This window comes from uncultured Stenotrophomonas sp. (assembly GCF_963519925.1).
GTDB lineage: Bacteria > Pseudomonadota > Gammaproteobacteria > Xanthomonadales > Xanthomonadaceae > Stenotrophomonas > Stenotrophomonas maltophilia_AE.
In genome coordinates this window covers 1-12,446 of record NZ_CAUQPH010000110.1, presented here as the reverse complement: position 1 = coordinate 12,446, position 12,446 = coordinate 1, and the positions used below count along the sequence as shown (strand labels likewise).

The following is a 12,446-nucleotide window of genomic DNA, read 5'->3' as shown; positions in this document are numbered from 1 at the left end:
CGCCAGCCGGCTGCCGCACCGGCTGCCGCCGCCACCCTGCGCCCGATCAGCACCCCGGCCCCGCGCTACCCGGCCGACGCGCTGCGTTCGGGCACCTCGGGCGAAGTGCTGGTGGAAATCACCGTGGGCACCGACGGTTCGGTCACCAATGCGCGCGTGCTGCGCGCCACCCCGGCCCGCATCTTCGACCGCGAAGCACTGGGCGCGGTGAAGAAGTGGAAGTTCGAGCCGGTGTCGGCCCCGACCACCACCCGCCGCACGCTGGCGTTCGCGCCGGGCGGTTGATCGGTTCGCGTTGATGAAAAAGAACCCCGGAGCGATCCGGGGTTCTTTTTTGCTCAGCCTGAAATCGCCAGCCGCTCCTGGTGGTAGCGGCGCACCGCCGCGAACCACAGCAGCGCCGCCAGCCCGAACCCCGCGCCCAGGTACACAGCCCACATCTGCGCGCTGATCGGTTCGTGGCGGATGATCTTCAGCAGCATCTGGTTCTGCGCCAGGAACGGCACCGCCAGCTGCCACAGCGCACTTTTCACCGGGTACACCATCAGCGCGTAGCCGGGCAGCATCGGCAGCAGCATCAGCCAGGTCATGTGGCTCTGCGCCTCCTTCATGCTCTTGGCGGCAGCCGACAGGAACGTCAGCAGCGAAGTACCGATGAACAGGATCGGCATCATCACGAACAGCATCTGCAGCATCGACAGCAGTCCCATGTTGAGCTGCCGCGCCGCCGCGCCGGTGGAGAGCTGCGCGCTGAGCTTGAACGCCAGCAGGGTCAGCAGCAGCGAGACCATGCCCACCACGCAGGCGGCGGCGATCTTGCCGCTGACGATGGCGCTGCGCTTGGCCGGGGTGGCCAGCAACGGCTCCAGCGACTGCCGCTCACGTTCGCCGGCGGTGGTGTCCATCACCAGATAGGCGCCGCCCAGGAAGGACGTGATGGTGAGCAGTACCGGCAGCAGGAGCGACATCATCACCCCGCGCTTGGCCTCGGCCGTGGCCAGGTCCTGGGTGGCCACGTCCAGCGGGCGTGCCACCTGGGCATCGATGCCGCGCGCCAGCAGCCGCAGCGACCCGACCTGCTGGCTGTAGCCGCCCAGGGCCGCCTTCAGCCGCGCGTTGGGGATGTCGGCATCACGCCGCGTGCTGTCCTGCACGATCTCCACCAGTGCCGGGCGACCCTCGGCCCAGTCCTTGCCGAAGTCCGGGCTGATGCGCAGCGCGATGTCGATCCGCTGGTCGCGGATGGCGGCGGTCAGGTCCTTCGGCGGATCCACCGCGTTGAGCCCCTGCGCCGCCAGGAAGCGCACCAGGTTGGGCGCGTTTTCGCGACCGATGGTGGGAATCTCCAGCGGCTTGTCGATCTGGGTCTTGAAGCGGCTTTCGGACAGCTTGCCCATGCCCAGGATCAGGATCGGGTACAGCAACGGCCCGAGCAGCAGGGTGAGCGCAAGGGTACGGCGGTCACGCGAGAGATCGCGCAGTTCCTTGCGCATTACGGTCAAAATGGTGGCAAACGCGCTCATGCGTGCAGTCCTTCTTCATCGCCGATCGCTTTCACGAAGGCATCTTCCAGGTTCGCTTCGCCGGTCTGCGCGCGCAGCTCATCGGCCGTTCCCGCCGCCATCACCGTGCCCTTGGCGATGACCACGATGCTGTCGCACAGCGCGGCCACCTCCTGCATGATGTGGCTGGAGAAGATCACGCAGCGACCTTCGTTGCGCAGCTCGCGCAGGAAGCCGCGCAGCGCACGGGTGGTCATCACGTCCAGGCCGTTGGTGGGCTCGTCCAGGATCACGTTGCGCGGGTCATGCACCAGCGCGCGCGCGATGGCGGTCTTGGTGCGCTGGCCCTGCGAGAAGCCGTCGGTCTGGCGGTCCAGGATGTCTTCCATGTCCAGCGCCTTCGACAGCACCTTGGTGCGCTCGCGGATCTGCGCGCTCTTCATGCCGTGCAGTTCACCGAAGTAGGCGATGTTCTCACGCGCGGTCAGGCGCTTGTACACGCCGCGCGCGTCGGGCAGCACCGCCAGGCGGCGGCGCACGTCCACCGCGTGGGTGGCGGCGTCCAGGCCATCCACCAGCACCCGGCCCTGGTCGGGCGTCATCAGCGTGTAGAGCATGCGCATGGTGGTGGTCTTGCCGGCACCGTTGGGGCCGAGCAGGCCGGTGATGCGGCCGTCGTCGGCCTGGAAGCCGACGTTCTCCACCGCCTTGATCAGGCCGGTCTTGGTCTTGAACGCTTTATGCAGGTTCTCGGCGACGATCATGGTTCCCATCCGTTGAACGAGGTGAAGGCCGGCACCGGGCTGAGGCTGTCCAGGCAGGAGGCATCGAGCGCCTTGGCGTCGGTGGTGTCCATGAACTGCGCCAGCAGGCGCGGCATGCAACCGGCATTGAGGGTGCCGTGGCCCTGGCCGCGGGCGACGATATGGCGCCCGTTCGGCAGGTGCTTGAGCACCTGCTCGGCGTAGCGCGGCGGGGTGACCGGATCGAACTCACCGGACAGCAGCAGCACCGGCACCTGGGTGCTCAACGGCGCGGTGAATTCCTTCGGGCGCGTGCCCACGTTCCAGGCCGGGCACGCGGCGAAGAACATGCGCGCCACCTCCGGACCGAGCAGGCGGTCGCCGGCCGGCGCTTCCTGGTAACGGTCGGCATCTTCCGCGCAGATCACCGACCACTGCATGCCCCGGTTCATCTGCCCGGCCATGTTGCGGGTGGCCATGCTGTTGAGCGACATCAACGGTGCGTAGCGGCCCTGCGCGGCTTCATCCAGCACCACCGGCAGCAGCGAGGACAGTTCCGGCATGTACGAGAACAGGAACGCCAGGCTGGTCACGGTGTCGGCACTGATCGGGTCGCGGCGCACCACCGCCGTGCCCGGGTCGCGATACTCCACTTCAACCGGCGCCTTGGCCAGCGTGGTCATCACATTGCGCAGCTGGGTCCGGGTATCCACCGGGAAGCGTTTGGCGCAGGCGGCGTCCTTCCTGCACTGGGCCACCTGCAGCTCGATTGCCGACTCGAAGGTGTTGGCGAAATCGCCGCCTACCGCCAGGTCATTCGGGGCCACGCCGTCGATCACCACCGCACGGGTGTGCTGCGGGAAGCGTGCGGCGTACTGCTGGGCCACGCGGGTGCCGTAGGAACCGCCGACCAGGTTGATCTTGTCCACGCCCAGCGCGGCGCGCACGCTGTCCAGGTCGCCAATGGCTTCGGTGGTGGTGTAGAAACGGGTGTCGGCACGGCCCGCCACGCTCGCCGCGCAGCGCTTGGCAAACTCGGCGATGACCTCGGGCGTGGCCGCCGCGTTCTCATCGAACGCCAGCTCCTTGCCGTCGGCGTCCACGCAGTCGAGCGGGTTGGATTTGCCGGTGCCGCGCTGGTCCACCAGGATGATGTCGCGCTTCTTGCGTACGTCGCGCAGCGACTGGTTGACGATGGCCGCCACCTGCGTGGCCGACTGGCCCGGCCCGCCGGCCAGGAAGAACACCGGGTCCAGCTTGCCTTCGCCCTCGTTCTCGGTATCCAGCAGCGCGATGTTCAGCCCGATCTTGCGCCCGCCGGGGTCGGCCGGGTTCTCCGGCACCTGCAGCGTGGCGCATTCGGCCTCCACGTTGCTGCTGGCCTGGGCACTGGTCAGGGTGCAGGGCTTGAAAGTCAGCTGGCCGTACTGGCGCTGGGCGCCCTCGGGCGGCGCTTCCGGGGTGGGCTGGCAGGCCGCCAGCAGCAGCAGGGCTGCGCCGGTGGCGAGGGGTCGGATCGCACGTTGCATGCTCGGTCACGTCCTTGAGTGAAGGGTCTCAGCATGCCATGACGGACGGGCGTGCTGGATGTGACTGAAGAGGGGCTTGGGGTTTCGCTGCCGGACGCGGGACACGTAGACCGGTGGCGACTGATTGAGTCGGGTGCACGGGGGGCCCGAGTCTGGGCCGGGTGCAGAACCTGGGATTGTTACCGGAGCAGGGGACGCCGGCGCCCCCTGCTTCTGGGGCTGGCTTCCTTCCGCCTACGACAGACCATCAGCACCGCCGTCCAGCTGCGACGGTCGGCATGAGTTGCTCACCACGCTGAGGTCGATGGACTTCGGGTTCGACTCCAGCGCCGCGTAGTCCCGCATCATCTTCCGCAGCAGCAGCGAAGGGTTCTGGTTGCTTCGCCACGCGGCCAGTCGGAACTGGTACAGCAGCCAGGGGGTCATCGGCACTTCCATCACCACGCGCCGGTTCACAGGCCCAGCCCTCCATTCGGGCAGATCGGGCGCTGTTCCGCTTCGACCATGCTGTGGTCGATCGTGCGCTGCAGAAGCTGTGGCACGCCGGGACGCGGCAGGGTCGGCTGGCCGAGCACGGTGATGGTGATGACGCCTTTGTCGGCTTCGATCTTGAGCTTCGAACCCACGTTGAATCCCATCTGCCGCAGCCAGCGGCCGCGCAGCTTCAGGAAGGGCACCGATGCTTCGTCCTGGAACTCCGGCGGCGGCTCGTCGTACGCCGGCGCCTGGATGTAGCTGCGGTCCGGCAGGTGGTGGGCGGTGTGGGAAGGGCGGTCGTCGTACGGCGCGGTGTCGCTGGGCGATTGCATGGTAGACCTCCAAAGTGTGTCTCCCTCGCCGGGATGGCGAGGGAGTCGGGAGGTTAGAAACCGTAAGAACACGAAAGACCGGCGGGCGTATTTCCACGAGGGTGTTGTATTAGCCACCCTCCCGACGCAGTACATCCAATTTTTGTGTTCTTGGAGTTTCTACGCTCCGGGGACCACCATGCGCCTTGCTTCGAGCGAAGAGAATTCGTTTGTTCCTCTTGATTTCAGCAGATTGGTTGAGCGTGCCTTTGCTATGACGCAAATGGCGTATCGATTAAGAACGGGTAGATGAAGCGATACGTTCGTGTGTCGGGTGTGCCTCTGCCAACGTGTTCGGCTAGTTGCTAAAAACCAGACTTCGGCCAAGGCATCGCAGCCCGGGGCCGCAGCTCGACTTTGAGGCACGGACGCATGGCTACGCGCAGCAGGACGGTTGTCTGGTCGGACCATCATCAAGACGGCGTGCGCTTCTCTTTGAGGCACCTGCACCCGACCTATGTCGTCTACAAAAGCGACACGCGACCGGGAAGAGCTGCAACGCACGTTCGCGTCAGGGTCGAGTACTCGCACCATTGCTTCTCAGTAGATGCCACGAAGCTTGCAGGATTCAATCCTGATCACATGTACCTATGGGAAGTGAGGCCTGGTGATCCGCGTGTGTTCTGCCCATTCCGTTGGGAATTGAGCAAGTCACTGCCTGAGCTCCTTCTCCATCTCGATGAACGCAGCTGCTATACAACCAGGCGCAGGAACCACTTCGCGGTGAGGAGGAATCACCCCTCGGGCCACTACGTGATGTACTTTCGCGTTGAGCGAAAGGTCACGGGCGGTGCAGACATCAGGCTTTTCGTGGAAAGCGCGTATCGCCGTGACAATTTTGAGGGAATTCTCGCTACGGCTGAGAGAACAAGCCTGCTGAGTCTTCTGCTGAAGGTGTGAAAAGCAAAATGCCCGCTTTTGGCGGGCATCTGCTGAAGCGTGAAGCGGGCCGGACTCTCTTAACCACTCTTGGTGGGACCACTTCCGTGGCGGCCAATGCCCCTTTAACCGGGTCGGGACATCCGTGGGCAAAGTTTACACGCGCCCACTACCCGCAGCAAAGGATGGCCTTCACAGTTCCGGCGCTTGTGGGACCGGGCAGTTCGGGTCCGTGGCGGCCGGCTTATTTGCTGCTTACGTACTTCTCGCGCCGCACCTGCGGGGTCGGCAGGCCTGCTTCCTTCAGTGCCTCGAAGGTCGCGTCGACCATGTCCGGGTTGCCGCACAGGTAGGCGATGTCGGTGGCCGGGTTCGGGGCGAATTCGGCCAGGTGCTGCTGCACGTAGCCGTGGCGGACGTCCGGGTGCGGGTTGGCGGGCAGCTCGCGGGACAGGCACGGCACGTAACGGAAGCCCGGGTGGGCGGCGGCGAAGGCGTAGAAGTCGTCGCTGTAGAGCAGCTCTTCCGGGGTGCGGGCGCCCTGCAGCAGCACCACTTCCACCCCGCGCTCGGCCATGGCGGTGGCCAGCAGCGGCAGCATGGAGCGGTACGGGGTGACCCCGGTGCCGGTGGCGATGAGCAGGTAGCGGGCGTTGTGGTCGCCCGGCATCAGGCAGAACCGGCCGAACGGGCCGCTGGCGGTCACGTGGCCGCCGATGTCCAGGCCCTCGAACAGGGCGGTGGCGGCCCCGCCGGGCACGAAACTAACTGCAATATCAACGGCTTCGCCGGGCGCCATGGCGTGGTCGTGAAGGGTAGCCAGGGAGTAGCTGCGCTTGGTGGCAGTGCCGTCGGCGTACTCGAAATGGACCTGGATGAACTGTCCGGGCTGGAAATCCAGCGGTTGGCCGTCATCACGCAGGAACTGGTAGTGGCCGACGGTGGGGGCCAGCATGCGCCGGTCGATCAGCTTGAGGGGGAATTGAACAGGCACGAATTTGGGAAACAGTGTGTAGCCGGGGCAAACCCTCGGGGCCTCCTATAATAGCCGCTCCCCCGCCCCTATCCAGCGCCGACCCTTGGGCGCGAAGGCAAGAGCTTGGCATCCCAGACCTCCCCCGCGACCAGTACCGCCCCCGCCCTGCGGGTGCGCGACCTCCGCAAGACCTATGACAACGGCACCCAGGCCCTCAAAGGGGTTTCGCTGGACGTTGCCCCGGGCGATTTCTTCGCGCTGCTGGGCCCCAACGGGGCCGGCAAGTCCACCCTGATCGGCATCATCAGCTCGCTGGTGAACCTGAGCGAGGGCCAGGTCGAGGTGTTCGGCAGCGACCTGGTGCGCAACCGCAGCGCCACCATGCGCCTGATCGGCCTGGTCCCCCAGGAGATCAACTTCAACCTGTTCGAGAAGCCCTTCGACATCCTGGTCAACTACGCCGGCTTCTATGGTGTGGCCCGCCCGGAGGCCGAGAAGATGGCCGAAGAGGAGCTCAAGCGCGCCCACCTGTGGGAAAAGGCGCAGGTGATGAGCCGCACGCTGTCCGGCGGCATGAAGCGCCGGCTGATGATCGCCCGGGCGATGATGACCCGCCCGCGCCTGCTGATCCTGGACGAGCCCACCGCCGGCGTGGACATCGAGATCCGCCGCGACATGTGGCGGGTGCTCAAGGAGATCAACGCCGCCGGCACCACGATCATCCTGACCACGCACTACCTGGAAGAGGCCGAGCACCTGTGCCGGAACCTGGCCATCATCAACCACGGCCAGATCGTGACCCAGGGGCCGATGCGCGAGCTGCTGGCCAAGCTGGACGTGGAGGGCTTCCTGTTCGACATCGACGGTGAGCTGCCGGCGCAGCTGCCGGTGATCGAAGGCACCACCATCACCGCCATCGACGGGCACACGCTGGACGTGGACATGCCGCGCGCGATGGACCTCAACCGGGTGTTCGCGGCGCTGAACGCGGCCGGGATCCGGGTGCGTTCGATGCGGACCAAGAGCAACCGCCTGGAGGAGCTGTTCGTGCGCCTCACCGGCAACCAGGAGAATGCGGCATGAGCAGCACCCCGACCCCGGTCCTGACCGACGGCCAACGCAACCGGATCGCGCTGATGACGATCGTGCGCCGCGAAGTGGCGCGCATCCTGCGCATCTGGGGGCAGACGCTGGTGCCGCCGGCGATCACGATGACGCTGTACTTCCTGATCTTCGGCGGGCTGATCGGCTCGCGCGTGGGCGAGATGGGCGGCTACAGCTACATGCAGTTCATCGTGCCCGGCCTGGTGATGATGAGCGTGATCCAGAACAGCTACGGCAACATCAGTTCGTCGTTCTTCGGCGCCAAGTTCGGCCGCCACGTGGAAGAGCTGCTGGTGAGCCCGATGCCGAACTGGGTGATCCTGTGGGGCTACGTGGCCGGTGCGGTGCTGCGCGGCTTGATGGTGGGCATCATCGTGCTGATCATCGCCATGTTCTTCACCCCGGTGCGCATTCCGCACCCGCTGGTGACGCTGACCACGGTGCTGCTGGGCGCGACGATCTTCTCGCTGGCCGGGTTCATCAATGCGGTGTACGCCAAGAAGTTCGATGACGTGGCGATCGTGCCGACCTTCATCCTGACCCCGCTGACCTACCTGGGCGGCGTGTTCTATTCGGTGAAGCTGCTGCCGACGTGGGCCGAAGCAGCCACGCACGCGAACCCGATCTTCTACATGGTCAACGCGTTCCGCTACGGCCTGCTGGGCACCAGCGACGTGCCGCTGTGGGTGGCGTATGCGCTGATGATCGGCTTCGTGGTGGTACTGACCGCGCTGGCGCTGTGGCTGTTGAAGCGTGGCGTCGGCATGCGCAGCTGAAGCAGCCCCGGTAGCGCCGGCCGTTGGCCGGCCTTCGAGATAGATGGAGAAAAGCATGCGCATACTCGTCCTGGGCGCCGGTGGCACCGGCGGTTACTTCGGCGGCCGCCTGGCCCAGGCGGGCGTGGACGTCGCCTTCCTGGTCCGCCCTGCCCGCGCCGCGCAGCTGGATCGCGATGGGCTGGTGATCCGCAGCCCGTTGGGCGATGCAACCTTCCCGGCAGCCCACGTCACCGCCGATGCGCTGCCTGCGCTGGCGGCGGAGCAGCCGTTCGACCTGGTGATCCTCAGCTGCAAGGCCTACGACCTGGACAGCTCGATCGAGGCGATTGCACCTGCGGTGTCCTCGCGTACGACGGTGCTGCCGATCCTCAACGGGCTGCGTCACTACGCGGCACTGGACGCTCGCTTCGGCCGCGATGCGGTGCTGGGCGGGCTGTGCTTCATCAGTGCGACCAAGGCCGATGACGGTGCGGTGCTGCATCTGGCGCCCGCCGCCAAGTTGACCTTCGGCGAGCGCGATACGCCCGGCAACAGTGCGCGCGTGCTGGCCCTGGCAGCGGCCTGCGTGCAGGCCGGGGTGGACCATGTGGCCAGCGATGCGATCGGGCAGGAGCAGTGGATCAAGTACACGTTCCTGACCGCGCTGGCCGCGGCGACCTGCCTGATGCGCGCCGATGTGGGCACGATCGTGGCCACCGATGATGGTGCGGTGGTGGTGCGCGGGCTGTACGACGAATGCCTGGCGGTGGCCGAAGCCGCGGGCGAGGCGATTCCGGAGAAGGCGCGCGCGATTGCGCTGGGCGCCCTCACCCAGGAAGGATCGGCACTGAAGGCGTCGATGCTGCGCGATCTGGAAGCCGGCCAGCAGGTGGAGGCCGAGCAGATCGTCGGCGACATGCTGGCGCGGGCGCGCGCGGCGGGCCAGACAGCGCCGCTGCTGGCGGTGGCGTACGCGCACCTGCAGGCCTATCAGCGCCAGCGCGCGGAATGAGCGTGACGAGCGGTGCGCTACCGGCGCGCGTGCTGGTGTTGGGATTGGGGTACAGCGGCCGGCACATCGCCCGGTTGCTGCAATCGCACGGCGTGGCGTGCAGTGGGACGGTGCGCGATCCCGGGGCAGCGCCGGAGGATGGGTTGATTCGCGATCGGTGGGTGGCGGCTGCGCCCGGGGACGGTGAAGGGCTTTGCCGGGCAGAGCCCGGCACTACGTTGCGGGACGCGATCCGTGCTGCGGAGGCGGTGCTGTGTACGCTGCCGCCGGATGAGGCCGGTGATCCTGCGCTGCGCTTGTTGGCGGAGGAGCTGCGCGCAAGCCCTGCACTGCGCTGGGTCGGGTACCTCTCCTCCACCGCCGTGTATGCCGACCGCGCAGGTGGCTGGGTCGACGAGACCTCTGCGGCCGATGCCGTGGATGCCACCGCCCGGCGGCGCCTGCTGGCGGAACGGCAGTGGCGGGCGTTCGCGAATGAGACCAACGTGGCGTCGGCGGTGTTCCGCCTGCCGGGGATATACGGTCGCGGACGCAATGCGCTGGTGCAGCTGGCGGAAGGTCGTGCGCGGCATGTGCTGCGGCCGGGCCTGGTGTTCAACCGGCTGCATGTGGAGGATCTGGCCACCGCGGTGGTGGCGGCGATGCGGCTTTCCGCGCCCGACGCACTGTATCTGCTGGCCGATGACGAGCCGGCGCCGCCGCAGGACGTGCTGGCCTATGCAGCGGGGTTGAGTGGGTGGCCGATGCCGGCAGCGCAGGCATGGGATGCGCCGGAGGTTTCACCCGCATTGCGGCGCTTCTATGCGAGCAGCAAGCGGATCGACAGCAGTGCGGCGCGCAAAGCGTTGGCGTGGGCACCGAGGTTCAACACGTACCGCGAAGGACTGCAGGACGCCCTGCGGTAGGGTCGGTCGACAGACGACCGCCGATAACGTTGAACGGTGCATTGACGCATTGCGCCCGCCGGAGAGACGCCTTCGTTCCAGGTCATGCCGCCATCGGGTTGATCACCGTTATCGGCGGTCGATCGGGATGCGACCCTACCAAGGCAACACGTCCGTCATTCCGCGACCGGGACGCGGGACCAAGGCGACGCACCCGTCATCCCGCGACCGGGACGCGGAACCGAGGCGACATGCCCGTCATCCCGCGGCCGGAAGGCGGAAGAACGTCCGCGTTGACGCTGTCGCATTTGCTGCCGTGGTTTCCACGTCTTCGCCTCGATCACGTGCCAGCTCTTCGACGATGTGCTTCAGGTACATCGGTTCGTTGCGGCGATCCTTCGGCATCGGCTTCAGCGAGCGCGGCAGCAGGTACGGGGCGTCGGTTTCAATCATCAACCGCTCGGCCGGAATGTGCTTCACAAGTTCGCGCAGGTGGGCGCCACGGCGCTCGTCGCAGAGCCAGCCGGTGATGCCGATGTACCAGTCCTGGTCCAGGTAGTCGAACAGCTCCTGGCGCTCGCCGGTGAAGCAATGCACGACGGCTGCGCCGATGCGGCCGTCGAAGTTCTTCATCTGCGCCATGAAGTCGGCATGCGCGTCGCGCTGGTGCAGGAACAGCGGCTTGCGTTCGCCATCGCTGCCGCGCACGTCGCTGGCCAGCTGCAGCTGGCGCTCGAAGGCGCGGTGCTGGGCCGGGCGCGGAGCGAAATCGCGGAAGTAATCCAGCCCGCACTCGCCCACCGCCACCACTTCGGCATGCGCGTGCAGCGCGCGCATTTCGGCGTCGCATTCGTCGGTGTATTCCATCGCGTGGTGCGGGTGCACGCCGGCGGTGGCGTACAGGAAGCCGGGATGCTGGCGCGCCAGTTCCAGTGCCAGCGGCGAATGCTCGCGGCTGGCGCCGGTCAGCACCATCTGCACCACGCCGGCGTCGCGCGCGCGCGCGAGCACGGCGTCGCGGTCGCGGTCGAAGGAGTCGTGGGTGAGGTTGGCGCCGATATCGATCAGGTGCATGGGGCAGCTACAGGACGGTTAACCCGTCCATTGTAACGTGCCGCCCGCGCGCGGCCGCTCGCTGCGGCTGGCCGTGGCCCGTATCCTTGCCGCATGAGCACGCCGATTTTCCCCATTTCCCCGCTGCTGCCGCAGATCGCCGCACATCTGGCCACGCATCCGCGGCTGGTGCTGGAAGCGCCACCCGGCGCCGGCAAGACCACCCAGGTGCCGCTGGCGCTGCTGGACGCGCCATGGCTGCAGGGCCGGAAGATCCTGATGCTGGAACCGCGCCGCGTGGCCGCACGCAGCGCCGCGCAGTTCATGGCGCGGCAGCTGGGCGAAGAGGTCGGTGACACGGTCGGCTACCGGATCCGCTTCGAAAACAAGGTGTCCGCGCGGACCCGGGTGGAGGTGGTGACCGAAGGCATCCTGACCCGCATGCTGCAGGACGACCCCATGCTGGAAGGGGTGGGCGCGCTGCTGTTTGATGAGTTCCACGAACGCCACCTCTCCGCCGACCTGGGCCTGGCGCTGGCGCTGGACGTGCAGGCGCAGCTGCGCGAGGACCTGCGCATCGTGGTGATGTCGGCCACGCTGGACGGCGAGCGGCTGGCGCAGTTCCTGGACGCGCCACGACTGAGCAGCGAAGGCCGCAGTTTCCCGGTGGCGATCAGCCACTTTCCGGCGCGCCGCGAGGAATCGCTGGAGGCGCAGGCGCGGCGGGCGGTGGAGCAGGCGCTGGCCGGGCACCCCGGCGACATCCTGGTGTTCCTGCCCGGCCAGCGCGAGATCAACCGTACCCAGGCCGCACTGGAGCAGGCGCTGCCGGCCGATGTGCAGGTGCTGCCGCTGCACGGCGAGCTGCCGGTGGAGCAGCAGTCGCGCGTGCTGCAGCCCGACCCGGAGGGAAAACGCCGGGTGGTGCTGGCCACCAACGTGGCCGAGTCCTCGGTCACCCTGCCCGGCGTGCGGGTGGTGATCGACGCCGGGCTGGCGCGGGAGCCGCGCTACGACCCCAACAGCGGCTTTGCGCGGTTGGACGTGGTGAGCATCGCGCAGGCCTCGGCCGACCAGCGCGCCGGACGTGCCGGTCGCGTGGCCGAGGGCTGGGCGTGGCGGCTGTGGCCGCAGTCGCAGCGGCTGGAGGCGCAGCGC

13 protein-coding genes are annotated in these 12,446 nt (G+C 67.3%); 6 read left to right on the top strand and 7 right to left on the bottom strand.

The features are described 5' to 3' along the window. Nucleotides 1-285: energy transducer TonB (locus RWO33_RS15630; protein WP_314106068.1), on the top strand; the 285-nt coding region annotated here is incomplete at its 5' end. Between the two features lie 53 nt (nucleotides 286-338). On the opposite strand, the gene RWO33_RS15625 is transcribed toward RWO33_RS15630, so the two are convergent. The 6 genes from RWO33_RS15625 to RWO33_RS15600 form a co-directional block, all read right to left on the bottom strand. Next, on the bottom strand, nucleotides 339-1,523 hold the full coding sequence (locus RWO33_RS15625; RefSeq protein ID WP_314106066.1) for an ABC transporter permease: 1,185 nt from the start codon (nucleotides 1,521-1,523) through the stop codon (nucleotides 339-341). Then, nucleotides 1,520-2,266, bottom strand: coding sequence for an ATP-binding cassette domain-containing protein (locus tag RWO33_RS15620; protein ID WP_145478745.1), 747 nt, complete (start codon nucleotides 2,264-2,266; stop codon nucleotides 1,520-1,522). Before RWO33_RS15620 ends, RWO33_RS15625 begins: the two co-directional genes overlap by 4 nt. Then, complete coding sequence (locus tag RWO33_RS15615) at nucleotides 2,263-3,774, bottom strand: alpha/beta hydrolase (RefSeq protein ID WP_314106065.1); 1,512 nt, start codon at nucleotides 3,772-3,774, stop codon at nucleotides 2,263-2,265. The genes RWO33_RS15620 and RWO33_RS15615 overlap by 4 nt, the downstream gene beginning before the upstream one ends. A 234-nt stretch (nucleotides 3,775-4,008) precedes the next feature. Beyond that, nucleotides 4,009-4,200 (bottom strand): hypothetical protein, encoded by a 192-nt coding sequence (locus RWO33_RS15610; protein WP_314106063.1) that lies wholly within the window; start codon nucleotides 4,198-4,200, stop codon nucleotides 4,009-4,011. A 26-nt stretch (nucleotides 4,201-4,226) separates the two neighbouring features. Continuing rightward, nucleotides 4,227-4,583: a SymE family type I addiction module toxin gene (locus tag RWO33_RS15605; protein WP_314106061.1), complete on the bottom strand. Its 357-nt coding sequence runs from the start codon at nucleotides 4,581-4,583 to the stop codon at nucleotides 4,227-4,229. Between the two features lie 1,162 nt (nucleotides 4,584-5,745). Next, nucleotides 5,746-6,510, bottom strand: a complete 765-nt coding sequence (locus tag RWO33_RS15600) for a ferredoxin--NADP reductase (protein ID WP_314106070.1) — start codon at nucleotides 6,508-6,510, stop codon at nucleotides 5,746-5,748. A 90-nt stretch (nucleotides 6,511-6,600) separates the two neighbouring features. On the opposite strand from RWO33_RS15600, the gene RWO33_RS15595 reads away from it, so the two are divergent. From RWO33_RS15595 to RWO33_RS15580, 4 genes are read left to right on the top strand one after another with little or no spacing between them, the layout of a single operon-like run. Next, entirely contained in the window at nucleotides 6,601-7,560 is a 960-nt protein-coding gene (locus tag RWO33_RS15595; protein WP_145478734.1) for an ABC transporter ATP-binding protein, read from the top strand. Continuing rightward, nucleotides 7,557-8,357 (top strand): ABC transporter permease, encoded by an 801-nt coding sequence (locus RWO33_RS15590; protein WP_145478732.1) that lies wholly within the window; start codon nucleotides 7,557-7,559, stop codon nucleotides 8,355-8,357. The genes RWO33_RS15595 and RWO33_RS15590 overlap by 4 nt, the downstream gene beginning before the upstream one ends. 55 nt (nucleotides 8,358-8,412) lie before the next feature. Further along, nucleotides 8,413-9,351, top strand: coding sequence for a 2-dehydropantoate 2-reductase (gene panE / locus RWO33_RS15585; RefSeq protein WP_314106058.1), 939 nt, complete (start codon nucleotides 8,413-8,415; stop codon nucleotides 9,349-9,351). Next, nucleotides 9,348-10,256, top strand: a complete 909-nt coding sequence (locus RWO33_RS15580; RefSeq protein WP_314106056.1) for an epimerase — start codon at nucleotides 9,348-9,350, stop codon at nucleotides 10,254-10,256. The genes panE and RWO33_RS15580 overlap by 4 nt, the downstream gene beginning before the upstream one ends. A 237-nt stretch (nucleotides 10,257-10,493) precedes the next feature. Here the strand turns inward: RWO33_RS15580 and RWO33_RS15575 are convergent, their stop codons facing one another. Next, a complete protein-coding gene (locus tag RWO33_RS15575) occupies nucleotides 10,494-11,309 on the bottom strand; it encodes a TatD family hydrolase (RefSeq protein WP_314106054.1) in 816 nt (271 codons plus the stop codon). 93 nt (nucleotides 11,310-11,402) lie between these two features. Here RWO33_RS15575 and hrpB point away from each other — a divergent pair. Next, nucleotides 11,403-12,446: ATP-dependent helicase HrpB (gene hrpB, locus RWO33_RS15570; protein WP_314106052.1), on the top strand; the 1,044-nt coding region annotated here is incomplete at its 3' end.